This is a genomic window from Haloechinothrix halophila YIM 93223, from assembly GCF_000504245.1.
GTDB lineage: Bacteria > Actinomycetota > Actinomycetes > Mycobacteriales > Pseudonocardiaceae > Haloechinothrix_A > Haloechinothrix_A halophila.
This window is the reverse complement of the sequence record NZ_KI632509.1, coordinates 3,013,152-3,037,057: the sequence shown is the minus strand read 5'-3', so window position 1 is coordinate 3,037,057 and position 23,906 is coordinate 3,013,152. Positions and strand designations below refer to the sequence as shown.

The window sequence follows — 23,906 nt, the reverse complement described above, 5'->3', positions numbered from 1 at the left end:
TGAGGTGTTCACGTGGTGTTCCACGGGTAAGCGGCCCGGAGGCCTGCCGGACCAGCTGGCAGGCAGGCATGGTGAACGCCAGGGAGCAGGTGAGCGTGATGGTGACCTTTCGTGATCCGGAGAAGGCTCAGCGTTGGGAGGACACGATCGCGGAGCTGGGCTCAGCGTTCACGGGTCCGGTGGCGCAGCGGGGGATTGGCGTGATCGCTCCCTTCGACCTGGCGCTCGAACGTGAGCTATGGCGCTGGGCACCGATCGATGTCTCGCTGCACCTGGCTCGCACTCCCTACGAACCGGTGCCGGTCAGCCTGGACATGGCGCGGCTTGTCAGCGATTCCGAGCATGTGGCCGCCGCTACGCGCGATGTGCTGCATGTCGAGCCAGAGGTGGTGGCGTACCTGTGTAGCTCGGGCAGCTTCGTCAACGGGGTTGATGGTGAGCGTCGGCTGCGTGAGGCGATCTGTGCGGTCGGGCCGCCGGACGCGGTCACGACATCCGGTGCGCTGGCCGAGGTGCTGCGGCGCCTCGACCTGCGCCGGATCGCCGTGATCACGCCCTACGTCGAGGACCTCACCACCAAGCTGCACGAGTTTCTGGCCGAGCTTGGCGTTGAGACGGTGGCCAGCGAGCATCTCGGTCTCGGCGGTGGAATCTGGAAGGTGTGCTACCGCACCATCGCCGAGCACATCCTGCGTGCGGACCGTCCTGAGGCGGAAGCGATCTTCGTCAGCTGCACCAACCTGCCGACCTACGACCTGATCGAGCCGCTGGAGAAGGTGCTGCGCAAGCCGCTGCTGACCGCGAACCAGCTGACCATGTGGGCCTGCCTGGAACGGATGGAGCTGCCCATGGTCGGCCCTGGTGGGTGGCACCGGACGATTGCCACTGGCGCCTCGGCGTCGCCGGTCGCGCCCTGACCCGCCAGACATCGCCACGCCACATCACCCCGGCGAGTCGATGTGGCGTGGTAAGCGTGCGGTTCCGCGGCAGTCCTCTGGCCCGAGCCGTCAGCGTTTCTGCCGTCGGCTACCGCCGTGCCAGTCCTCCTCGAGTCCCGCTTCGTCCTCGCTCACCCCGAATGCCCGCAGTTGCGGGCGCTCACGCAAGCTGCGCTTCAGCTCAGCGAAACCGGGGAAGCGGGCGAGGCCGATGACGTGGTCCCAGAGTTCGATGGCTTGCTCCTCGGTCGGCAGACGGCTGATCACCGGACCGAAGAACGCGACACCCGCAGGAGGCTCGAAGTGCAGGATCGGCGTGCCGACGTCCTTACCGGTGAGTGCGCGTGCCTCGTCGGACTCCGCGCTGATCTCCTCGTCCCAGCTGGCGTCGTCGAGTGCATCGGCGAGGTCGTCCGGCAGGCCCAGCTCAGCCAGGATCGGCTCGACGAACTCGCGGGTGCCGACACGTCCGTGGTCCCCTGCCGTGTCAGCGGGCGGCTCACGGTCGAAGATGTGTGTCCCGAGTGCGACGTGCAGTCGGCCGATGGCCTCGCGGCCGTGTTCTGCGCGGATGCGAGCCGCCATCCGCAGCAGCCGAAGCCCCGCGGTGTGGCCCGCCTCGTACTCGGGCGGGAAGTGCGCATCGTAATCCACTGTGGCATTGACAAGCCGCAGTGAGATGAAACGCCAGTCCACCGTGTAACCGCGCTTTTCTTGCACCATCCGCAGCCACTTGCTGGTCATCCAGCAGAACGGGCACACCGGGTCGAAGTAGAAATGGATATCCGCATCCGTCATGGAACGAGCCTAACCGCGAGTCATCAGGACGGCCGAGGGAACGGCGCAGTTGAGCCACACATTTCTCATTGCCTGAGGGCACGAAAGTAGTATGACGTCGCCGAATCCGCCCACATCGGTCTGCTCGCGAGTAGTACCGTCGAATATGTCAGCAGAACTGTTAGGACGCTGACACACTCGTCTTGTTCCGCTGGCGTGCCGGTGTGACTTCCGGTTTAGTTGGGGTACGAAATCCTTGGTAATTCGACCGTCAGAATAGGTGAGCCGCGGAGCGGCCTCAGCGACGCAGGTGACGATGTCAACGCCGATCGCCGACTACGGTGTGCTGTCCGACTGCGGTACCGCCGCCCTCGTCGACCGGCACGGCTCGGTTGACTGGTTGTGCCTGCCACGCTTCGACAGCCCGTCGGTGTTCACCCGGCTGCTCGATCCGGACGGCGGCCACTGGGCGATCTCACCGACCGATACCACCGTGACGGTGCGGCGGCGGTATATGCCCGGCACCCTGGTGCTGGAAACGACGTTCGACACCGCGTCCGGTTCGGCGCGGCTGCGTGACGCCTTGCTTGTCCCGCACGGTCAGCGCGGTGACGATCTGGGCCGCGACGCGCCACACGAATTGGTACGTGAGGTCGAGGGCATCTCGGGCACCGTGGACTTCGCGATGGAACTCGTTCCCCGGCCCGAGTACGGGTTGGTGCGCCCGTTGCTGCGGGTGGTCGAAGGTGGCGCGCGGACCTTCGGTGGCCCGAACCAGTTCGCGATGCGCGCCCCGGTACCGCTGCACGGTGAGCGCGATCGCGCCGATGCACGATTCCGGGTGGCTGCCGGGCAGCGACGCGGCTTCTCACTGGTGTGGGGGCCGCCGGAGCGTCCACCACCGGAACCGACAGCACCCGAACGCGTCGGGCAGCGCATCGACGACACGGCAGCGGCCTGGCGGTCGTGGGAGGCAGAGCACGACATCTACCAGGGTCCGCACCACGAGCTGGTGCGATTCAGTTCCCGGGTGCTCAAGGGCCTGAGCTACAAACCCACCGGCGCGATCGTCGCCGCGCCCACCACGTCGCTGCCGGAGAAAATCGGCGGCGAACGCAACTGGGACTACCGCTACGCCTGGATCCGGGATGCCAGCCTGACGATGGAAGCGCTCTACACCGGCGCGTGCCCGGACGAGGCGGTCGACTTCGTGTCGTTTATGACAAGCGCGGCCGGTGGTAGCGCCCGCGACGAGTCATCGCTGCAGATCATGTACGGCATTACCGGAGAACACGACCTGTCCGAGCGAGAGTTGCCGCACCTGCGCGGCTGGCGGGACTCCCGGCCCGTCCGTATCGGTAACGGTGCCTGGTGCCAGATCCAGGTTGACGTGTACGGGGAGCTGCTCAACGCGCTCTACCTGTACCGGCAACGGCTGGGCACGCTGCATCCGGAAATACAACACTTCGCCACCGACCTGGCCGAAACCGCGGTGCGCCGCTGGCGCGAGCCCGACGCTGGCATGTGGGAGAGCCGGGGCGAGCCGCGGCACCACCTCTCGTCCAAACTGCTGTGCTGGGTGGCCCTCGACCGGGCGGTGCGGCTGGCCCCTGATCTGGGCAACCCTTCCCGCGCCGCCGTGTGGGCGACCGAACGCGACCGCATCCGTGATGTGATCCTCGAGCAGGGCTGGAGCACAACGCGGCAGGCATACACGCAAGCCTTCGACTCCGATGAGCTGGACGCCAGCGTGCTGCTGATGCCGATCTACGGCTTCGTGCCAGCCACCGACGAACGGATGCGTGCCACCATCGACGCGATCGCCCGGGATCTCACCGAGAACGGGCTGGTGCTGCGCTATCGCGCCCATGACGGTCGCAACACCGACGGCCTTGTCGGCGAGGAAGGCACGTTCGTGCTCGCATCGTGCTGGCTCGTCTCCGCCCTGGCGCAGGCAGGAGAGCTGGCGCGTGCCGAGCGGTTGTTCGACAGGCTGTGCGCGGCCACCAGTGACCTCGGGTTGCTGTCCGAGGAGATCGACCCGCGTACGGGCGAACTGCTGGGGAACTACCCGCAAGCCTTCAGCCACATCGGACTGATCAACGCCGCTGCCGATATCGACCAGGCACGGACAGCGCGCTCAACACGTCGCGTGCGACCCCATGGTGGAAGGACCGCGCCGTGATCGACCTACTGGTGCTGGCGGGGCTCGTCCTCGCGTATGGGCTGGTGTCAGGCCGGACGAGCGGCAGCCCGGTGACCGCGCCGATGGTCTTCGTCGCCGCTGGTCTCGTGCTCGGCGATGCCGGGCTGGACGTCCTCAGCGGCGACGTGAGCGAGGGCGCCGTGCGCGTGCTCGCCGAGGCGACCCTGGTGCTGGTGTTGTTCACCGACGCGGTGCGGATCGACCTGTCAGCGCTGCGTCGGGAGTACCATTTCCCGCTGCGGTTGCTCGCGATCGGCCTGCCGGTCGCCGTCGTACTGGGCACAGCGGCCGCCGTGCTGATCTTCCCAGCCTTCGGTCTGTGGGACGCCGCCTTGGTGGCTGCCGTGCTTGTCCCGACCGACGCGGCGCTGGGCGCGGCGGTGATCGCCGACCGCCGCTTGCCGGTGCGGCTGCGGCAGACGTTGAACGTCGAGAGCGGGCTCAACGACGGCCTCGCGCTGCCGGTGGTGATGTTGTTCGTCGCCCTCGCCGCCTCGGCGCAGGGCGATATCGGATCCACCGGATCGTGGGTGTGGTTCATGCTGCGCCAGATCGGGCTCGGTGTCGCGGTCGGAGTCGTCGTCGGCAACGTCGGTGGGTGGCTGCTGCGGCGCATGGACCAGGCGGGCTGGGTCACGGCCACCTATCGACGTCTCGCGGTACTCGCGCTGGCCGGGCTCGCGTACGGCGGGGCCGAGGTGGCCACGGGCAACGGGTTCGTGGCCGCGTTCGTCGCGGGGCTGTGTTTCGGGTCGGTCGCGCGCGAGCAGTGTCCCTACGTGCACGAGTTCGCCGAGCGGGAAGGCGAGTTGCTAACGGTGGCCACGTTCGCCATGTTCGGCGCGGTCATCATCGGCCCCCGGCTGCCAGAGGTCGGCGTCTCGGTGGTGCTCTACGCCGTGGTCAGCCTGGTCGTGGTGCGCCTCGCGGCCGTCGCCGTCGCCATGATCGGCTCGGGAGTGCGGGCCGAGACCGTGCTGTTCCTCGGCTGGTTCGGCCCGCGCGGGCTGGCCTCGATCCTGTTCGCGTTGCTGGTCGTCGAGCGAGCGGGCGTCGCCGTCGCCAACGACGTGCTGGTGATCGCCGGGGCGACGGTGCTACTGAGCGTCTACGCGCACGGCATCAGCGCGTCGCCCTGGGCGCGTGGCTTCGCCCGACGTGCCGAAGGCCTCGCGCCGACGGCATCCGAACGCGTTCCGGTCACCGAGCACTACACCCGGCACCGTCTCTGACCGACGCCGGGCCGGATCCACTGGCCGAAAGGGGCGTGGATCAGCGCGACTGCCGCACGGTGATGCTCGGCGCCCCGCTCGGCAGCACATACTTCGCGACAAGCAGCGGTGTTCGCTCGACCGAGAATGCCGTGGCGAGTGCCGGTTCGGACGGTAACGTCGAACCTGGCGGGTAGACGTTGTCCCGGACCGCGTTGACGATCCGTTCGTAGAGCTCGACGACAGGTCGCCGACGCGGACGTCTCGGCGCCACGATGCACCCCTTCGATCGGACGTTGTCAGACAAATTAGGCCGGGTTGCCACATCCGTCAACGCTCGAAGCTCACCCGGGATGGGTGCTTGATGAGGGTCCATAAGGCTTGACTTTGTGAGTGGATGATGGGTAGAAGGGTCAGTCAATGCGAACACAGATGTCAGACAGGTGCTCGGGTCGCCCTCGAGCGCCGCTCACCACCGCGGGCCGCTCCGATCCCGCGTGCGGCAGACTGGCCCTGCGTCATCCCGCAACCACCAGCCCACGACAACCCCGCAGCTATCGGGAGGTAACGCGTGCCTGACGTGCCGAGCCTTGACCAGATCCAGCGCGCCCCGAAGGTGCTGCTCCATGATCACCTCGACGGTGGTCTGCGACCGGCGACCGTGCTGGAACTGGCCGAGCAGACCGGCTACGACGAGCTGCCGGTATCCGACGAAGCGGGAGTGGCCGACTGGTTCGCCGCCGCGGCCGAGGCCGGGTCGCTCGAGGAATACCTGCGCCGCTTCACCCACACGGTCGGCGTCATGCAGACCGAGGACGCGATCAGCCGCGTGGCCGCTGAGTGCGCCGAGGACTTGGCCGCCGACGGCGTTGCCTACGCCGAGGTCCGCTACGCGCCGGAGCTGAGCACGCACCGTGGTCTGAGCCTCGAGGCGGTCGTTGAGGCGATCCTCGACGGGTTCCGCAAAGGCACGGCGCGTGCCGCCGAAGCTGGCCGCCGCATCCGTGTTGGGCTGCTGCTCTGCGCGATGCGCCACGAGACACGGGCCACGGAGATCGCCGAGCTGGTGGTGCGTTATCGCGACGACGGGGTCGTCGGCTTCGACATCGCCGGGCCGGAGGCCGGTTTCCCGCCCACCCGGTTCCTGAACGCGTTCGAGTACTTGCGGCGTGCGAACTGCCACTTCACCATCCACGCGGGCGAAGGCTTCGGGCTGCCGTCCATCTGGGAGGCCATCCAATGGTGCGGCGCCGCCCGGCTCGGCCACGGGGTGCGCATCGTCGATGACATCGACTTCGGCGCCGACGGAACGCCGAAGCTCGGTCGCCTCGCCGCGTTCGTGCGGGACCGGCGTATCCCGCTGGAGATGTGTCCGACCTCCAATGTGCACACCGGCACCGTGGCGTCGATCGCCGAGCACCCCATTGCCCTGCTCAGAAGACTGCGATTCCGGGTCACCGTCAACACCGACAACCGGTTGATGAGCCAGACGTCGATGACCACCGAGTTCAGCCGCCTCGTCGATGAGTTCGGCTACGACCTCGACGACTTGCAGTGGGTCACGGTCAACGCGATGAAGTCCGCCTTCATCCCCTTCGACCAGCGCCTCGCCCTCATCAACGAGGTGATCAAGCCCGGCTACTCGGCGCTGCGCTCGGAGACCGTGTTCGGCAAGGTCGCCGACCATCACACCGCCATCGGCTGAGCCGAGCGGTGCCCGCAGCGGCGATCACTGCGATCCCGCTGGCGGACTTCGGGCCGCAGGGAGGGTACCGCTCAGGCGGTCGGGTCGGGACCGTTCGGCGCGGTGGCCAGGGGCTTGTTCGCGATCTCCAGCATCCGTTGGATGGAGGTTCCCGCGATCAGGCCGGGAGCATACGGGCCGCCGACGACGATGTGGGTGAGATCGCCAGCGGCCTCGCCTTCGAGGTGGCGTACCGGTGAGCCGGAGTCGCCGGGGGAGGCGGCGCCGTCCCAGGCGTAGGCATCAGCGGTGCCGCCGCCGTTGGTTCCGTTATCGCCCTTCGGGCCACCGCCATTGCCGTTGCCCTTGCCGTTGGTGCCGTCCTTGTCGTCCTTGCCCCGGCTGTGGCTGACCTCGCCGGAGTCGGGGCCCTCGTCGCCGGGGCCGCGATACACCACGACTCCCGCGCGCGGAGTGCCGCCGGTACCGATGACGACGCCGTGGCCGGTGTGTGTCACCAGATCGCCGAACTGAGGATCGCCGACGCCGGTTGGCCCGCCGAAGTGTGCCATCGAGGGGTTCACGTGCTGTTGCATCTCCGGGTAGATGTCGATCAGCGCGAAGTCGTCGCCCACACCGTTGTCGACACTCGTGACCGTTGTGCCGATGGCCATGACGATGCCGGGCGCGGCGATGATCGTGACCTCGTCACCGACCTCGGCGCAGTGCCCGGCTGTGCCGATCGAGTAGTCGCCGTCGGTGCCGAACACGAAGTTGGCCGTGCATCCCGCGGGGGAAATGATCCAGGCTCCTGGCCGGATGCCGGCGAACGCGAGGCCGCTCGCCGGGTAGTCGACGCCAGCCGGGATCGCGACACCCTCCCCGCGTTCGGCCGCCGCCACCGCATCGGCATGCAGTTCGTCGGTGTACCAGCTCGGTGTTGGCGCGATCAGCTCGGTGGCGGTCGTCCCAGTGAAGGGGTCGGCGGTGCCGCCTCCTGTCGCGGAAAGCGTGGCGTGCGCTGCGGTGCCCGTGGCGGCGAGTAACCCTGCTGCGGCGAGGACTGCGGCGATGCGTGTGAGTGTCATGTGGTTACCTCACGGGCGAACGGGACGGATCATGGCCGCGCCGCCGACGTGACGCGTCAGCTCGCGCCGAGCAGCGACATCTGTCGTTGCCAACGACACGAACGAGTGAAGGTTACGACACGGGGTTAACCAGGACGGCGTAGGGCGCTCGTACGCCAGGCGCCGGATCTGGCGCCTTGGTAGCGGTTGTCACTGTGCAGCCGCGCATGCTGGCTCTACACTCGGATGCCATGGTCGGTGACGATCCGATCACCGAGGTACCCGACGTCGTTGGCCTCAGCGCGGCGGATGCCAGTGAGATCGTGCGTAAGGCGGGCCTGGTCCCGATGGGACCGGGCGAGACCGCCGCGCCGGCAAGAGGCGTGATCATCGACCAACGTCCGATCGGAACGGCGGGTGCCGAGAAGGGCGCCGCTGTGCATCTCTGGACAGGGCCACCAGGAGAATCCGCGGACACGTCACCGTCACCGCTTACCGAGTCGGGCGACCTCGATCCCGTCTGAGACCCGCACGCTCGGCGTCGCGGTGACTGCCGCGCTGGCTGCGGCGCCACCGCCGCGGGGTGATGCCGTAGCGGTCTCGGAAGCGCCGGACGAGATAGGTGGCGTCGCGCAGTCCGGTCCGGGTGGCTATCACGTCGAGCGGCAGGTCGGTCTCGCGCAACATCCGCCTGACCTCGGTCATGCGCCGCTCCGTGATCCACTCCAGCAACGGGCGGCCGGTCCGCTCACGGACCACCGTCGTGAGGTGTCCCGGCGTGTATCCGAGCGCCCGAGCGACGTCGGTGGCGGAGACCGGCTCGCGGAACGTCGTCTCGATCTGGTCGAAGACCCGTTCCACCAGCGGGTCGGGCGCGCTCCGCACTGCGGGCGCCAGGCGCGCTGTCGCGACAAGCACCCGGGTGAGCAGGGCAGCGACGACGTCGCCGGCTCCGAGACGCCCCGGGTCGGTCAGTTCCTCTGCCAACTCGCTCAGCCACGCCGACCAGCGCGCCCGGTCCGGCTCGGCGACCCGGCTATGCCCTGTGCCGGGCGCGAACATCGTGAGCAACGGATGGCGTGTCCAGGCCAGCGGCGAGACGGCTGCCAGAGCGGGCACCGCGTCCGGCGTGAACGCGACCGCCCATGCGCGGGCGTGAGCAAGCTCCGTGGCGGTCGAGACACCGATGACCTGCCCGGGCGACACAGCGTGCACATCCCCGGCGCGTAGTGGCCGCTCGGTACCGTCGATCGTGAATGAGCCCGCGCCCTCTTCGACGTAGATCAGGACGAGAAAGTCGTGGGCGTGCCGATGGTCGGGCAGCGCGGCGGCGGCTTGGGTGTCGAGACGGGTCACCGAGACCGGAGGAACACCCGGGCGCTGGTCGTAGCGGTAGACCGGTGTCCCGTCCGGGCGCACCATGCGCAGGCGCGAGGGTGGCCCCTGTGTGTCGTTGACCGAAGAATGTGCCATTGTTCCCGACTTCTGTGCTGCCAGTGAACCGCAGGATGTCCAAAACTGGGTAGGACAACCAGATCTACCACGTCCACGCCGAGCGCACCGGGAGTTCACCATGACAGCCGATATCCGCATCCTCGACCAGCGCACTCCGGAAGAGCGAGACCGCCCGTTCCTGCCAGGTATGGGCAAGGCCTGGCTGATGCCGCTGTATGACGCCTTCTCCCGGGTGGCCGGCGTCCGCGCGCTGCACCAGCGTGCCGTCGAGGCCGCCGATGTCGAGCCAGGTCAGGCGGTGGTCGACGTCGGCTGCGGCACCGGAAACTTGTCGTTGGCGATCCTCGCGGCACAGCCGGACGCCCGGATCACCGGCCTCGACCCGGACGGACACAGCCTGCGCAGAGCCGCACGCAAGGCACGCCGCCGCGGCGTCGCCCTCACCCTCGTGCAGGGCTACGCTAACCGGATCCCTGCCGAGGACGCCTCGCTCGACCACATCGTCTCGTCGCTGGCGCTGCACCACGTCGACGACGATGGCAGGGTCGCGTTCGCCCACGACGCGCTGCGTGCCCTCCGGCCTGGCGGCACCGTGACCATCCTCGACTTCGGCGGCTCCACCTCCCACGCCGAGGATGCTCACCACCAGCACGGCCACGGCCCGGCCCACGTTCTCCGGCACTTGCCGCAACTGCTGCGCTCCCGGGTGGCACACAGCCCGCCCGTGGCCCGCAACCTCGACGATGGCATCGTCGCGCTCCTCGCTGAAGCCGGCTTCGACGATGCCCGCGAGGTTGACCACGTTGACCACCGGTTCGGCCGCGTCACCATCGTGCAAGCGACGCGCACCTAGAACGCCCAAAGACGCCCTTCCTGTGCGACCCTCGTAGGCGCGTGCTGCGTCGCGACACCGCTGCGTCGCTATGGTGAGCGAGGAGCGCGCAGGAGGGCTGGATGACCAGCGATGGTGACGAGGGGCTCTGCGAGCATCCGGTGCTCGCCGTGGTGCGGGAACGCCTGGCGTCGGGCAGTCGTCCCGGGGGGCGCTCCGACGGGCATCGCGTGGCATTGTCGATCGAGGGCGGCGGCAATCGCGGTGTCATCGCGGGTGGCATGGCGCTGGCGCTGCACGAGCGTGGCATGCTGTCGGCGTTCGACGCCGTCTACGGCGCGTCATCCGGAGCGCTCACGGCCGCGTGGCTGCTCAGCGGTGATATCGCCACCGGGGTGACGGCTTGGACGCGACCTGACGACTTCGCGCGGTTCTCCCGACTGTCCAATCCGCTTCGCCGCCGCCCCCTCGTCGATCTCGAGTGGCTGATCGGTGAGTACTACGCTCGCACGCTTGGGTTGAACACTGCCCAGATCCTGGCCAGTGCGATCAGCATCCATCCACTCGCGACAGACGTCGACACTGGGCTGGCCGTTGACCTGCACCCGCACATCCGCGATACCGCGTCACTGCACTGCGCGCTGCGGGCGAGTGCGGCACTTCCGCTCGTCGCGGGCAAGCCGGTCGATCTGGCGGGCAGGCGATACCTCGACGCTGGGGTGGCCGAGTCGGTACCGCTCGAGACGCCGCTCGCGGCGGGGGCGACGCACCTGCTGGTGCTCGCCTCACGCAAGGACGGGGAACTGCCCCGCGATCCGCTGGTGGTGCGTCGGATCGCCGGAGCATGGCTGCGCCGCGCCGCGCCGGCCGCCCGTGCGGCGTTCCTCGCCAGGGACACGCACTCCGCCGAAGTGGCCGAGCGTCTGGCGAAGCACAGCACGAATCCGGATCATTTTCCAGCGATGCTGGCCGTTCGTCCCGGCCCTGACACGCCGCGCGTTGGGCGAATGGAATCTGATGGCTCGGTGATCTCCGCGGGGCTCGCGGCGGGACGCGACGCTATGGCCGCGATTCTCGACGGCGCCACCGGCTCCGCCGCGCGAAGCTAGCGGCGGCGCGCCAGCGTCGGTCGCGGCGCGGCACGGCGTGAGTTGATCACCGACCCTGCTGGTAGGCCCACAACCGTGTCTGGTTTGCCCGGTGTTCGTGGTACTACCAGCAGGGTCGGTGATCGTTGTCGTACCTCCGGCGTACGGTGCGGCCAGATCGGGGGAGGACATCGTGACCGACGCATCGAGCGGCCTCTTCACCGCGGCCCAGGTACGTGCGGCAGGCTGCGACAAGGCCGCGATTCGGCGTGCGCTCCGGACGGGCATGTGGGTGGCGCTGCGGCGTGGGGTGTACGTCGAGGCGTCGCGGCTCACCGCTGTCGCGGGGTGCGCGGAGAGACGGCACGCCCTCGACGTCGCGGCGGTGCGGCTTGTCCTTGGCCTCGACGCGGTGGCGGGCGGGGAGTCCGCTGCCCGCATCCTCGGACTGGACCTGCTCAACCCAGCGACCTCGGAGCCCGTCCTGGTGACCGATACGGCGGTCAGAGGGACGCATCGAAACGGGTATGTCCTGCGTACGGCAGCGCTGCCCGGCAACCACCGGGCGATCCGGCACGGTGTGCCGATCACGTCCGCCGCACGCACCGCGGTGGACCTGGCGCGGACGCGGTCTTTCGCCGAAGGCGTGGTGGTGGCGGACTCGGCCCTGCGTCAGGGCCTTGTGACGGTAGACCAACTCCGCGACGTGACCATCGACTGCTGGACCTGGTCCGGCATCGCACGGGCGCGCCAGGTGGTGGACTTCGCCGATCCGCGTGCGGAGTCGGTGCTGGAATCGCTGTCCCGGGTTGCGATCCACGCTCAGAATCTGCCCGCACCGCGAACCCAGGTCACGCTCGGCGATGCCGCAGGGCCGCGCTGCCGCGTCGATTTCCTATGGGACGACGTCCGCGTGGTGGGCGAGGCGGACGGGCTTGGCAAGTACGAGCCGGGTGGTGGCCGTCGCACCCGTGACATCCTGCGCGCGGAGAAGCGCAGGGAAGAATGGCTCTCCGACGCGGGCTACGAGGTGGTGCGCTGGGGCTGGGAGGACGCCAACGATCCGTCACGGCTGGCCCGGCGGCTCCAGGCGGCTTTCACGCGCGGAGCCGAGCGCCAGCGCGGCCGGCAGCACCGCGACGCGGCGTGAGTTGATCACCGACCCTGCTGGTAGGCCCACAACCGTGTCTGGTTTGCCCGATGTTCGTGGTACTACCAGCAGGGTCGGTGATCATAGACCGCGCCAGGCCCGCGCTAGCCGTGAGATCGCTTCGATCAGCGTGTCGGGTTCGTTGACGAAGGAAATCCGGACGTGGTCGTCGAAACGACCGATGGGCGAGGTGGCCGGGCCATGGAGGACGGAGACTCCGTTCTGGGACGCCCGCACGGCCAGCTCCGTCGCGCTGCCGTGAGGAAGCCGGGCCCATACGAACAGGCCCCCACGTGGCTCGCTGACACGCCACTCTCCCAGGTGCTCAGCGAGCAGGTCCAGCAGCAGCGTGGACCGTGACCGCAGTTCGCTGACCCGCTGCGCACGCAACTCGTCGTGCTGTTTCAGGAGTTCGACAGCGATCTGCTGGCTCGGTGCGGAACTGGACAGATCGACAATCGCTTTGAGTCGTTCCAGCCTGTCGATGAAGGGTGGTGCGGCGCGAATCCAACCGACTCGCAAACCTCCCCAATAGACCTTGCTGAGCGAACCTATCGTGATGACGGACTGTGGCGGGGCCAGCGTGGCCAGCGGCGGTGGTGCACTGTCGTAGGTCAGCTCGGCGAGTGTCTCGTCCTCAATGAGCAGCACATCGTGCTGGCGAGCGGCCCGAACGATGTCCAGGCGTTGGTCGCGCGAGAGTGTCCGGCCGGTCGGGTTGTGCACCGTGCTCATGACGTAGAGGGCTCGCACCGGAGCTGCCTGAAGGGCTTCCGCATAGGAACCGACACTCAAGGCAGTGTCCATCGAGATGGGCGAGATCCGCGCGTTGACCCGGCGGAAGGCGTCAATGGCGCCGGGAAATGTGGGGTCCTCCAGCGCCACCAGATCGCCGGGTCGGCAGAGTTCGAACGCCGCGAGCGCGATCGCTTGCCGGGCGCCCGAGGTGATGAGCACGTTATCCTCGCTCGTCGGTAGTCCGCGCCGACAAAACAGCGCGGCGACGGCCGTGCGGAGTGGCGGGTATCCCAGCGGCCAGTAGCCGGTGTGGTGGAGCAGATCCGATGGGGTGCCAGCCGCCAGCATCGTTTCCAGGGCCGGTGGCGCCTTGGACAACGCGGCCGCCAGGTCGATCCGGTGGCCATCGCCGCCGACGTCGAGCGACTTCAGCTTGTGACCGCCGGCCCCGACGACCTGTTCGCGAGGCGAGCCACTGGCGAACGCGGGCTCGATCCAGGTGCCGCTTCCCTGCCGTCTCCCGACCATCGATCTGGCCCGCAGTCGTCGGTACGCCTCGGCCACGGTGTTGCGGCCAACGGCGAGGGCCGCGGCCAGGTCGCGTTCGGGCGGGAGTCGCCACCCCGCGGCGAGTTCTCCTCGACAGATGGCGGCCGACATCGCGTTGGCCAGCCGCTCGGCCAGGGACCCGTCGCCGTCCTGCCAGCCGCTGATGGTGCGAGTCACCTCACCGGCCGATAGCGCCAACACATTCCGATTGGTCGTCACCAGGCTGAGCATGGCGCAGGCGCGATATGTCGGAAAGGGCCGTCGCCGTGCTCGGCGTCGGTACTGCTGCGCTCCCCGCGGATACGGCCAATACGTGATGATTGGTTGTTCGTCGCTTCGTAGCGTGGCCCCAACGATCGCGGCACAGGATCTCTCCGGGCAGTGGTGGCTGCTCCCGGCCGGCACAAGAAAGAAGGTAGGGCGTGATGACTCACCTGGTGACCTCGGCGGCCGTCGCCGATGCGTGTGATCGGCTTTCGGTGCCATTGCGGGCCGGTCCGGCTGGCCTGACACCAGTCTTGCCCGGTCACGTCGTGGTGGGTACAGCCTTACCGGTGAAGCATGTTGATGGCGTCGATGTCTTCCTCGACGCTTTCGAGCGAGCCCGTCCCGGCGAGGTCTTGGTTGTCGATGACGGCGGCCGCACGGATCGAGCGTGCCTCGGTGACCTCATCGCCGCGGAGGCGACGGTGTGCGAACTGGCTGGGATGGTCGTGTGGGGAAGTCATCGTGACACTGACCAGTTGCGCGAGATCGGTCTGCCGGTCTGGAGCCTCGGCGCGATAGCGACGGGCACGACCCACACCGGCCAACTCAGCGGGTCCGAAGTGCTGTTCGATGCGTATCGGGTCGACGAGACGGATCTGGTCGTGGCGGACTCCGACGGGGTGGTGCTCGTGGCGGCGGAGACGAGGGAGAAAGTACTCGAGACGGCACGAGAGATCATGGCGACGGAAGCACGTCAGGCGGAGCGTATTCGCACGGGCCAGTCGCTTCGCGCGCAGCTTCAGTACGCGGATTTCGCCGCACGACGGCGATCCGATCCCACGTACACCTTTCGGGATCATTTGCGCGCGGTGCGCGGGGCGATCTAGGACGGCCGCACTGTCAGAACACTAGGTGTACGAGTGCGTTGACGGTCCGCGCGAACCCACGGCGACGTTGATGAACGCTTGCGCCGCACGCGCCAGCGGACGTCGCGGATGCACGATTCCCAGCGTCCGGCTCAGCCGCGGAGCGAAGGACCGGATCGTGGCGCGTGATCCGAATGTACGGGCCGCGATGTCGCGATACCAGATCAGCGACGCCGTGCCGTCGAGGACGCTGGCCACCCAGGCGACGCGCTCGTCGGTTTCCACCGCGAAGGTAGGACGCACACCCGTCACGGTGAACATCTCTTCCAGCTCCCGCCGCCGTCCCTCGCCGCGCGCCGGCACCACCATGGGCAGCCCGTCGAGCCGCTCGACCGGCACCGGATCTGGCAGGTCGGTGCCGGGCGGCGAGGCGAGAACGACTTCGCGGTCCCGCAGACTATGCGTCATGAGTTCCTCATCGACCGGCAAATCGACGAGGCCGATCTCCGCGGTGCCGGTGCGCAGTGCCGCCACTAAGGCTTCTCGTGCTTCACGGCGGATCACCTCGACATCGACGTTGGGGTTGTAGCGAGTGAAGGCGGGAATCAGCTCACCGACGAGATCGATGGCCAGCGTCGGAGTGGAGACGATGCGCAGCTTCGCCGCTGTGCGCACTGGTGCCCCATGAGTGCCTCCTGGCATCGAATCGATGACCTCGAGCGCGGCGCGCGCGAGGCGCACCATGCGGCGCCCCTCGGCGGTGAGCGTGATCCCGCGGCCGCTGCGACGGAACAGGTCGACGTTCAGCTCCCGCTCGAGTGCGCGCATCGCGCGGGAGAGCGCCGGCTGTGCGACATACGTCCCAGCGGCCGCGGCGGTGATGGACCCGTAGTCGGCGACGGCGACCAAGTACCGGAGCTGCTGAAGCGTCATGCAAGGACGATAGCCCGCACCACGCCGATGAGTGGATCTATACCAATTGGGTATGCCCCGCGTCGCTCCGCCGCCAGGACACTCAGCGCAGGTACGCCAGTCGCATCCGGAGGGTGGAGCGGGTCTCGCTGGATGCGGTCCAGTCCCCGTTGAGTGGGGTCACCGAGATGTAGCCGTCGGCGAGGGCGTTGTTGTCGGATCCCCTGACCGGATCCCGGTCAAGGTCCAGCTGCGGCTGAACCAGGTAGCAGGAAGCACACAGATCGGTGCGCTCGAAACGGGGGCGGACGAAAGCCGACCGGCCGGTCGTCGTGATCCGTGTGCCCTCAACCTCGGACTCGACCGGATAGTTGACGTTCAGCGTCACGTGCTTAGGCAACAGCGACTCGCGCCCGGCGGTCAGCTGCAACCGCTCGATCAACCGAGCGGTATAGCTCGCCGCGGCACGCACCGAGCCAACCTGTGGGGGATTGGTCGTGACATCGATCTCGACGCTGACCGAGATCGCTGGAATTCCCAGTTCACCAGCCATGACGGTAGCCCCGACCGTGCCGGAGTGGTTGGTGACGGCTCCGGCGTTCTGGCCGGGATTGACACCGGAGACCACCAGGTCGGGCGGGCCGGAGGTGAACACGTTCTGCACGCCGAACAGCACCGCGTCGCTCGGTGAGCCGCATACCGCCCAGACGCCTGGTGATGGCTGTGTCGCCGTGATGGTGTTCTCCCGTGACGGCTCGCCGCGCACGTAGTTGCTGGCCTGCTTCGTGCCGCTGCCCGAAAGGTCGTCACACGGCGCGACGACGGTGACCTGGTGCCCTGCCGCGCCGAGCGTGTGTCGCAGCGCGCCAAGCGTTCTCGCGTCGTAACCGTCGTCGTTGGTGAGCAGGATGTCCAGCGACTTGGCGCCGGAATATTCTGACGTGGTCTGTTCAGCGGTCGCGGTGGCACCGGTCAGCATGCTGGTCGTGAGCAGCATGAGTGTGGCCAGCACGGACGTGCCGGTTGTCACGCGTGAGGTCATGATGGCTCTCCCTATGGCGAGGTGGTGTCGTCCTCGTCCATCGGACCGTCTGGAGCCGAACCATGTCCAAGTCCGGATAGGACTGCCGAGATGCCGGATTGGTATGAGTCGCGTGCCCTGTTTGGCAAGTGCCGGTGGCGCCATTCGACGAGGCAGGCGGCAACAGCCGTCGTCCTGCTTTCTGGTTACACGCGCGCTTGGGTAGTACGCCGCAGACGCGGAGGATGCGACTCTTGTGTCATGACCCGCGACGCCTCGCACCGGTCCAGCCGCCGCGAAGCCATCCGGCGCCATGTCAGCCGCTCGATCCGATTCAGAGTCCGGCTGTATGTCGTGGTCTTCGCGATCGCGCTGGTCGGCGCTGGGGTGGGTACGATCAGGATCGGCGGTGTCGCCATCTGGTTCGCGCTGGTCGGGCTGCTGGTAGGTGTCGCGGTTGGCGCGCTCGCCAGCAGGATGACCCGGCTGCACTGGGATTCGTTCGCACGCAGGGTGGTCGGCAAGATCGACGCGATCGGCGCGATCATACTCGTGAGCTATCTGCTGCTCGCGGTGTTCCGGAATCGGATCGTTGACATCTGGGTCCATGGACCCACCGGCGCCGCCACGAGCCTCGCCGTACTCGCCGGGCTGATGGCCGGTCAGGTGCTCGGCATCCGGTACGGGCTCATCCGCCTCTACCGCGCGGGACGCCGCTCATCCCACGCCGACATCCTCGACGCGGGATGAGCGGCCACTGACTCGCAAGACCCGGTTACGACCTCCGGTCACCCCCGGCCGGTAGCACCACGTTGGTCGGTGTCCTCGTCCACCACCTCGGCGTCGACCACGTCTTCCTGGCCCTGCTGGGCCTGGGGATCACCGGCGGCACCGGACTCGGCCGACCCGCCTGCCGCCGCGGCCTGCTGGGTGTAGAGCGACTGGCCGAGCTGCTGCGCCTGGTTCCGCAGCCGCTCGGTGGCGCTGCTGATGGCCGCGACATCGCTGCCCTTGAGTGCCTGGTTGACCTCATCGACCGCGGTGTGGATCTGGCCGCGGGTCTGCTCGTCGAGCTTGTCGCCGAGTTCCCGCAGCTGCCGCTCGGTTTGGTGCACCAGGCTCTCGGCCGCATTGCGGGTTTCGGCCTCTTCGCGCCGCTTGCGGTCTTCCTCGGCGTGGGCCTCGGCATCCTTGACCATCCGGTCGATGTCTTCCTGTGGCAGTGCGGAACCACCGGTGATCTTGATGCTCTGCTCCTTGCCCGTGCCGAGGTCCTTCGCGGTCACGTGCACGATGCCGTTGGCGTCGATGTCGAAGCCGACCTCGATCTGCGGCACGCCACGCGGTGCTGGCGGGATGCCGGTCAGCTCGAAGCTGCCCAGCTTCTTGTTGTGCGCCGCGATCTCGCGCTCACCCTGGAACACCTGGATCTGCACCGACGGCTGGTTGTCGTCCGCCGTGGAGAAGACCTCGGAGCGGTTGGTCGGGATCGTGGTGTTGCGCTCGATGAGCTTGGTGAACACGCCGCCCTTGGTCTCGATACCCAGCGACAGCGGGGTGACGTCGAGCAGCAGGACGTCCTTGACCTCGCCCTTGAGCACACCGGCCTGCAGCCCGGCGCCGACGGCGACGACCTCGTCCGGGTTGACGCCCTTGTTCGGCTCCTGGCCGCCGGTCAGCTCCTTGACCAGGTCGACGACGGCTGGCATCCGGGTGGAGCCACCGACGAGCACGACGTGGTCGATGTCGCTGACGGAGATGCCAGCGTCCTTGATGACGTTGTGGAACGGCGCCTTGGTGCGGTCGAGCAGGTCCTGCGTGATCCGCTGGAACTCGGCGCGCGAGAGCGTCTCGTCGAGGAAGAGTGGGTTCTTGTCCGCGTCGACCGTGATGTAGGGCAGGTTGATGTTGGCGGTCGACGAGCTGGACAGCTCGATCTTGGCCTTCTCGGCGGCTTCCTTGATGCGCTGCAGCGCCATCCGGTCCTTGGTCAGGTCGATGCCCTGCGAGGCCTTGAACTTGTCGACCAGCCAGTCGACGATGCGCTGGTCCCAGTCGTCACCACCGAGGTGGTTGTCACCGCTGGTCGCACGCACCTCGACCAGGCCTTCGCTCACGTCGAGCAGCGAGACGTCGAAGGTGCCGCCACCGAGGTCGAAGACCAGGATGGTCTGCTCCTTCTCACCCTTGTCGAGGCCATAAGCCAGCGCGGCTGAGGTCGGCTCGTTGATGATCCGCAGCACGTTGAGGCCGGCGATCTGGCCCGCTTCCTTGGTGGCCTGCCGCTGGGCGTCCTCGAAGTACGCGGGCACGGTGATGACCGCGTCGGTGACTTCCTCACCGAGGTAGGTCTCCGCGTCGCGCTTGAGCTTCTGCAACACCCGGGCGCTGATCTCCTGCGGCGTGTAGTTCTTGCCGTCGATCTCGGCTTTCCAGTCGGTGCCCATGTGCCGCTTGACCGAGCGGATGGTGCGGTCGACGTTGGTCACCGCCTGGTTCTTCGCGGGCTGCCCGACCAGCAACTCGCCGTTCTTCGCGAACGCCACCACCGAAGGCGTGGTACGCGAACCCTCCGCGTTGGCGATCACGGTCGGTTCGCCGCCCTCCAGCGCCGACACGACCGAGTTGGTCGTGCCAAGGTCGATTCCGACTACCCGAGACATGACCGCGAAAGCCTCCCTTCTCGCTCTCGTTGTGCGTGCTGCCGCGTCATTCTGGCCGGTTCGGATCCGGTCCCGGTTCGGATTCGGTCAACGTGGGGTCGGCCCCGACGACCAGGCGGCTCAGGCACGCGTAGTAATCGCGAGCCGCGCGGTTGTCATCACCTCACCTCCTTCACTGGTTCACCACGGGAACTACTCCCGGCGCGCCTCACCGGCCACCAGGTCATACCTCCTATTATTTTTATAGTAGCGACTGTAGATTGTGTCAATCCGCCTACTTAGATTAATTAGAGTTGGCGACGGCTGTTGAGCCTGGAATCTGAACGCAAGCGGCGTCAGCCGGTGCTGGTATGGAGTACTGAGAACCGATGGATCTGATGTACCGAGTCCGGCAAGATCAGGACGCATGAGTATCTCGATGCGCGTCGGTGGTGACCCCACAGGCGCTTCCCTGTTGTTGCTGCACGGGCTCGGCGCGACCGGTCGGGTCTGGGATGGGCTGCTCGACCAGCTCGACGGCTGGCGGTGGCTGGCACCCGACCTGCCAGGACACGGCGAATCCACGCCCGCGGCCAACTATTCCATCGGCGGCCTCGCGGCGGCCGTCGCGGCGGAGATCGGGCGCGAGCGCCCGGTAGCGGTGCTGGGTCATTCGCTGGGAGGCGCGATCGGCCTTGCCCTGGCCAGTGGCTGGTTTGGGGTACGGGTATCTGGCGTGTGCGGGCTGGGTATCAAGGTGCGGTGGACCGACGCCGAGCTGGCCAAGGCCGCCGAGGTGGCGGCCCGGCCGAATCGGGTCTACGACGGACGCCGGGACGCCGTTGACCGTGCGCTGAAGGTGGCTGGTCTCGCGGGCCTGGTGCCCGCTGACGCGCCTGCCGCCGACGCCGGCGTCGTACCGACCGACGAAGGGTGGACCCTCGCGCTCGATCTGGCGGCGTTCGCCGTCGGTGCCCCGGACATGCCTGGTCTGCTCGCCGCCGCCAGGGCACCGGTGATCCTGGCCGCGGGGGAGCACGACCCCATGGGACCACCCGAGCACCTGCACGAGCTGCGCTCGGACGCCATGACCTTGCCCGGGCTCGGCCACAACGCCCACGTCGAGGACCCGGCGGCGTTGCTGCCACTCGTTGACCGGATCGCGCGAGAAATGGATCCGAGCCTCTCCAAGTAGCGGTAGGAGGGGCCCCGAAGGGGTCTCAGCGTCGGCGGATGGTGACGGTGACCGGGCCGGTGCCGGTCGCGGCAACGCGGATGCGGTTGTCGCGGGCGGGTCCGGTGACGTGCCCGCCGGCCACGTCGACGGTGTAGCCGTCGGGGTAGTGCAGCGGGCTGACGAAGACCACGCTCGGCACGGCGAGGTCGCGTGGCTGGTAGACGAAGCGGAAGTCGCCGGTGTCCGGGTCGAAAGACAGATCCTTCGGTATGCCCGCGGTGGCTTGCGGGTAGGTGCGGACCAGCGTGCGTAGCTTCCGCTGTTTGACCGTGCTCAGATCGGCGTCGTCGGTGAACATGCCCTGGGCCGTATCGGCGGTGGTGGGGTCGTCCCAGTTCTTGTACGACCAATGCATCCAGCTGGTGAAATAACGATCGGCCACGGCCGTGTCGATCTCGAGGGCTTCGATGTTGTCGGTGGCGCCGAACTCCGACATCACGCCGGTGGCGTGCATCCGTTCACCCTGGTCGAGGGCGTCTCGGGTGCGTTCCTCGCTGAACTCCTGGCACTTGCTCACGTCGGTACCGGGAATGCCCTGGGATTCGAAGAACACCTGGGGACAGTAGTTGTGCCAGGAGTAGCCGAGCTGGTCCTCGCCGGAAACCGGGCCGTAGTTGGTCGGCACCTCGCGCCCGCCTGCGAACTGCTGCGGTTCGAAGTAGACGATGTTGCCGGGATCGGCCTGGCGAATCGCCCGTAGGGCGTGTTCCATCGCGGGCTGCAGCTCGCGGGGATAGCTGTCTTGGCAGCCGGTGAGAAGGCAGTCCGGCCACTCCTTTCCCGCCCACGGCTCATTGAGCAGGTCGTAACCCATGGAGTAGGGCTGGTCACGCCAGCGCTGCGCGACGATCTGCCATGCGGCGGCCCAGCCGTCGAGCAACTGGTGCTTGTTGGCCCAGAAATTGTCGAACACCGTCGATACCTCGGGTGTCCAGTAGCCGAGCGGGAACGGGGCGGTTACCGGCGGCAGCAGCCGGTACGGCAAGGGCCGCTTGACCGCCCAGTCCGGCACGCCGCCGCCCCCGTAAGTCTCGTGCCACTGGTCCTGGTGGAAGTCGTACTGCATCCAGATTTCGTGCTCGGCAAGCTGGTCGATCACGCGTTGCCACGCGGCGAGGTATGTCTCGTCGGCGACGCCGGGACGGTCGGGGGTGACGCCTGCCCATAATGTGCCGATCCGTGCGCCGTTGAACCCGTGGTCGTGCAGCCATTGGGCATCATCGGCGGTGAACCCAGCGGGCTCGTTCGGTGGCACGTACGGGTCGTGCTTGAAGACCAGGTTCATCCCATGCACCAGGACCGCCCGGCCGTACTGGTCAACCAGCCAGCGGCCGTCGCGGCGCAGCTGCGGCGGATCCTGATCGGTGGCCTGTGCGGGAGGCGCGGGCATCAGCCCCACCGCGAGCAGCACCAGCCAGAGCAGCGGGAACACGCGCCGGCTTCTGATCGTGAACGGTGACATGGCGACCTCACGTTTCTGATCGACCGGCGGCGGGTCCGTTGGTTCGCGGGCGAGTGGAAGGCACCATGCTAGAACATGTTTCAGACAGTATTCCAGGGCACATCAACGACTTTGGCCGACTCCTCGAGATTGTCGCTGCGGATGCACCGGCCGGGTGATCATGGCTCTTATGTCTTGCTCGTCACGCGTGTAGCTATTGGTGAGGGTCACGTGCGCTCCTACCGTCACACGTGTTGGTTGATCACGTTCGAGCTTCCGTCGACGGTCCGGTGGTGTGATTCCGCGGGAACCTCGTCACGACGAGAGGATGGCATCCGTGACCGTGTGGCCTGCCGGAGCGCGCTATCAGCATGTCATGACGGCAGGCGTCGTCATCGCGGTCGCGAGTTCGATCGTCGGGGGCGTGCGGGCGTTCGAGGCGGACGGCCTGGTGCTGCGGGGTATGCCGATGGCCGAGATGCCGGAGATGTATCTCGCCGGGGCGGGCATCCTGGTTGCCGTGGCGGGTGCGCTGCTGCGGGGCGCACCGCGTGACGTCGCCGCCGTGGCCGTGACCGGCACCCGGAGCCGTTGGGTGGTCGCGGTCGTGGCTACAACCGCGCTGACCATCGATGTCAGCAAGACCTCGACACTCGGTTTCGTGATCCCCGGCATGAGCGCCGAGTACGGGCTCGGGCCGACGGGTGCCTCGATGCTCGCGGTAGCGGGGCTGAGCGGCACGGCGCTCGGGGCGGTGGCGTTCAGCCGCCTCGCTGATCGGATCGGGCGGCGTGCCTCCTACCTGATCGCGGCGCTCGGGTTCACCGCGACCAGCTTGTGTGCCAGTATGCCGACGTTTCTCGGCAATGTGGTGATGTGTTTCCTCATGGGGATCGCGGTCGGTGGGCTCGCCCCACTGCTGATCACGATCTTGACCGACTTGTTTCCCGGTGGCGCGCGGGGCTCGACGGTCACGGCCCTGTCGGTCGTCGCCACGGCGGTGGGTTATCTTGTCGCGTCCGGGTCGGCGTTGTGGCTGGAACCGTCCTACGGCTGGCGGGTGCTGTGGCTCGTCGGCGCGCCAACGGGACTGCTGCTCACGGTGGTCGCCATCGTCATCCCGCATCGTGCGCCGGCCAACACGCGAACCATCGACGATCCGCCGCGGCGGCTGGCACGCACGACGTTCACCACGCGCCTGCAATGGCTCTACGCGGCGATGGTCGGTGTGTTGACATTCGGGTTGACGTCGTGGGTGCCCACGATCGCGCGGGCGGGTGGTCTTGCCACGACTACAGCCAACACGCTCCTGACCGTCGTCGCGCTGGCGATGGTGCCGTGCGCGGTCGTGGTGGCGCTCACCTATCGCCGACTCGGCCCCATTCCGTTGGCCGTGCTGATGGCAGCGGGAACCGCGACCGTGTTGCTCGTGCTGACCGCGTCCGGGCTGGCGGACACACTCGTCTGGTTGTCCGCCGCGGTGTTGGCGGCGACGCTGTTCGCGGTCAACACCATGGCGGCGATCTTCCTGCCGATTGCCGCTGACCTCGCCGACCCCGCCAGGCGCGGTCGTGCCACCGGGACGGTGTCGCTGTTCAACCGGATCGGTGGACTCACCGGGCCACTCGTGCTGTCCTTCATCGTGACGTCGACGACCGACATCCTCACCGCCGTGGCGATCCTCGCGTTGTTGTGCGGCGCCATCGCGGCCTACACCGGTCGGCGCCACCGCACGGTCAACGCCACCGCCGAGCCGGAACCGGTCCCACGCTGACCGATCGCCATCGGGTTAAGAGAGCGCCGTGCGATACCGACTGACGGCGGCGGGCTCGGAGGATCGCCGCCTGCGGAGCCCGCCGCCGTCGTTGTCAGACCGCGCTGGTGA

Annotated in this window: 21 protein-coding genes; 12 read left to right on the top strand and 9 right to left on the bottom strand. The window is 67.9% G+C overall.

What is annotated here, in order from left to right; translation table 11 throughout:
• Positions 1-98 precede the first annotated feature (98 nt).
• Positions 99-917: a maleate cis-trans isomerase family protein gene (locus AMYHA_RS13895; RefSeq protein ID WP_169732937.1), complete on the top strand. Its 819-nt coding sequence runs from the start codon at positions 99-101 to the stop codon at positions 915-917.
• Between the two features lie 90 nt (positions 918-1,007).
• Here the strand turns inward: AMYHA_RS13895 and AMYHA_RS13890 are convergent, their stop codons facing one another.
• On the bottom strand, positions 1,008-1,736 hold the full coding sequence (locus tag AMYHA_RS13890; RefSeq protein WP_034271592.1) for a DsbA family protein: 729 nt from the start codon (positions 1,734-1,736) through the stop codon (positions 1,008-1,010).
• A gap of 295 nt (positions 1,737-2,031) precedes the next feature.
• Between AMYHA_RS13890 and AMYHA_RS13885 the strand changes: the two genes are divergently transcribed.
• Both AMYHA_RS13885 and AMYHA_RS13880 read left to right on the top strand, forming a co-directional pair.
• Positions 2,032-3,900 carry a glycoside hydrolase family 15 protein gene (locus AMYHA_RS13885; RefSeq protein WP_051399892.1) on the top strand — a complete coding sequence of 623 codons (1,869 nt, stop codon included), beginning with the start codon at positions 2,032-2,034 and terminating at the stop codon, positions 3,898-3,900.
• The gene (locus AMYHA_RS13880; RefSeq protein WP_034271590.1) at positions 3,897-5,153 is read left to right on the top strand and encodes a cation:proton antiporter domain-containing protein; all 1,257 of its coding nucleotides are present in this window, start codon (positions 3,897-3,899) and stop codon (positions 5,151-5,153) included. The genes AMYHA_RS13885 and AMYHA_RS13880 overlap by 4 nt, the downstream gene beginning before the upstream one ends.
• A gap of 40 nt (positions 5,154-5,193) precedes the next feature.
• Here AMYHA_RS13880 and AMYHA_RS13875 read toward each other — a convergent pair whose 3' ends face one another.
• Positions 5,194-5,406 carry a GntR family transcriptional regulator gene (locus AMYHA_RS13875; protein ID WP_034271588.1) on the bottom strand — a complete coding sequence of 71 codons (213 nt, stop codon included), beginning with the start codon at positions 5,404-5,406 and terminating at the stop codon, positions 5,194-5,196.
• Between the two features lie 297 nt (positions 5,407-5,703).
• Here AMYHA_RS13875 and AMYHA_RS13870 point away from each other — a divergent pair, with 297 nt between their 5' ends.
• Positions 5,704-6,837 (top strand): adenosine deaminase, encoded by a 1,134-nt coding sequence (locus AMYHA_RS13870; RefSeq protein WP_034271586.1) that lies wholly within the window; start codon positions 5,704-5,706, stop codon positions 6,835-6,837.
• A gap of 71 nt (positions 6,838-6,908) precedes the next feature.
• Here AMYHA_RS13870 and AMYHA_RS13865 read toward each other — a convergent pair whose 3' ends face one another.
• Entirely contained in the window at positions 6,909-7,904 is a 996-nt protein-coding gene (locus AMYHA_RS13865; protein WP_034271584.1) for a hypothetical protein, read from the bottom strand.
• Between the two features lie 230 nt (positions 7,905-8,134).
• Here AMYHA_RS13865 and AMYHA_RS13860 point away from each other — a divergent pair, with 230 nt between their 5' ends.
• Positions 8,135-8,407, top strand: a complete 273-nt coding sequence (locus tag AMYHA_RS13860) for a PASTA domain-containing protein (protein ID WP_034277202.1) — start codon at positions 8,135-8,137, stop codon at positions 8,405-8,407.
• Here the strand turns inward: AMYHA_RS13860 and AMYHA_RS13855 are convergent.
• On the bottom strand, positions 8,376-9,356 hold the full coding sequence (locus tag AMYHA_RS13855) for a helix-turn-helix transcriptional regulator (protein ID WP_084037214.1): 981 nt from the start codon (positions 9,354-9,356) through the stop codon (positions 8,376-8,378). The genes AMYHA_RS13860 and AMYHA_RS13855 overlap by 32 nt on opposite strands.
• 100 nt (positions 9,357-9,456) lie before the next feature.
• Here AMYHA_RS13855 and AMYHA_RS13850 point away from each other — a divergent pair, with 100 nt between their 5' ends.
• The 3 genes from AMYHA_RS13850 (at position 9,457) to AMYHA_RS25780 (ending at position 12,408) form a co-directional block, all read left to right on the top strand.
• Positions 9,457-10,191, top strand: coding sequence for a class I SAM-dependent methyltransferase (locus AMYHA_RS13850; RefSeq protein ID WP_034271582.1), 735 nt, complete (start codon positions 9,457-9,459; stop codon positions 10,189-10,191).
• 101 nt (positions 10,192-10,292) lie between these two features.
• Entirely contained in the window at positions 10,293-11,279 is a 987-nt protein-coding gene (locus tag AMYHA_RS13845; RefSeq protein ID WP_034271580.1) for a patatin-like phospholipase family protein, read from the top strand.
• Between the two features lie 172 nt (positions 11,280-11,451).
• Positions 11,452-12,408, top strand: coding sequence for a type IV toxin-antitoxin system AbiEi family antitoxin domain-containing protein (locus AMYHA_RS25780; RefSeq protein ID WP_051399891.1), 957 nt, complete (start codon positions 11,452-11,454; stop codon positions 12,406-12,408).
• An 81-nt stretch (positions 12,409-12,489) separates the two neighbouring features.
• Here AMYHA_RS25780 and AMYHA_RS13835 read toward each other — a convergent pair whose 3' ends face one another.
• Positions 12,490-13,914, bottom strand: coding sequence for an aminotransferase-like domain-containing protein (locus AMYHA_RS13835; RefSeq protein WP_169732936.1), 1,425 nt, complete (start codon positions 13,912-13,914; stop codon positions 12,490-12,492).
• A gap of 206 nt (positions 13,915-14,120) precedes the next feature.
• Here AMYHA_RS13835 and AMYHA_RS13830 point away from each other — a divergent pair, with 206 nt between their 5' ends.
• On the top strand, positions 14,121-14,789 hold the full coding sequence (locus tag AMYHA_RS13830; protein ID WP_034271578.1) for an RraA family protein: 669 nt from the start codon (positions 14,121-14,123) through the stop codon (positions 14,787-14,789).
• Between the two features lie 21 nt (positions 14,790-14,810).
• Here the strand turns inward: AMYHA_RS13830 and AMYHA_RS13825 are convergent, their stop codons facing one another.
• Complete coding sequence (locus tag AMYHA_RS13825) at positions 14,811-15,701, bottom strand: LysR family transcriptional regulator (RefSeq protein ID WP_034271576.1); 891 nt, start codon at positions 15,699-15,701, stop codon at positions 14,811-14,813.
• A gap of 82 nt (positions 15,702-15,783) precedes the next feature.
• The gene (gene surE, locus AMYHA_RS27420) at positions 15,784-16,722 is read right to left on the bottom strand and encodes a 5'/3'-nucleotidase SurE (RefSeq protein ID WP_051399889.1); all 939 of its coding nucleotides are present in this window, start codon (positions 16,720-16,722) and stop codon (positions 15,784-15,786) included.
• 240 nt (positions 16,723-16,962) lie between these two features.
• Between surE and AMYHA_RS27415 the strand changes: the two genes are divergently transcribed.
• Positions 16,963-17,451 carry a hypothetical protein gene (locus AMYHA_RS27415; protein WP_034271574.1) on the top strand — a complete coding sequence of 163 codons (489 nt, stop codon included), beginning with the start codon at positions 16,963-16,965 and terminating at the stop codon, positions 17,449-17,451.
• Between the two features lie 38 nt (positions 17,452-17,489).
• On the opposite strand, the gene dnaK is transcribed toward AMYHA_RS27415, so the two are convergent.
• Positions 17,490-19,364 carry a molecular chaperone DnaK gene (dnaK, locus tag AMYHA_RS13810; RefSeq protein WP_034271572.1) on the bottom strand — a complete coding sequence of 625 codons (1,875 nt, stop codon included), beginning with the start codon at positions 19,362-19,364 and terminating at the stop codon, positions 17,490-17,492.
• 406 nt (positions 19,365-19,770) lie between these two features.
• Between dnaK and AMYHA_RS13805 the strand changes: the two genes are divergently transcribed.
• Positions 19,771-20,538 carry an alpha/beta fold hydrolase gene (locus AMYHA_RS13805; protein WP_034271569.1) on the top strand — a complete coding sequence of 256 codons (768 nt, stop codon included), beginning with the start codon at positions 19,771-19,773 and terminating at the stop codon, positions 20,536-20,538.
• Between the two features lie 25 nt (positions 20,539-20,563).
• Here AMYHA_RS13805 and AMYHA_RS13800 read toward each other — a convergent pair whose 3' ends face one another.
• Entirely contained in the window at positions 20,564-22,012 is a 1,449-nt protein-coding gene (locus tag AMYHA_RS13800) for a cellulase family glycosylhydrolase (protein WP_169732935.1), read from the bottom strand.
• Between the two features lie 346 nt (positions 22,013-22,358).
• Here AMYHA_RS13800 and AMYHA_RS13795 point away from each other — a divergent pair, with 346 nt between their 5' ends.
• The gene (locus AMYHA_RS13795; protein ID WP_231104747.1) at positions 22,359-23,795 is read left to right on the top strand and encodes an MFS transporter; all 1,437 of its coding nucleotides are present in this window, start codon (positions 22,359-22,361) and stop codon (positions 23,793-23,795) included.
• The last annotated feature ends 111 nt before the right edge of the window (positions 23,796-23,906 follow it).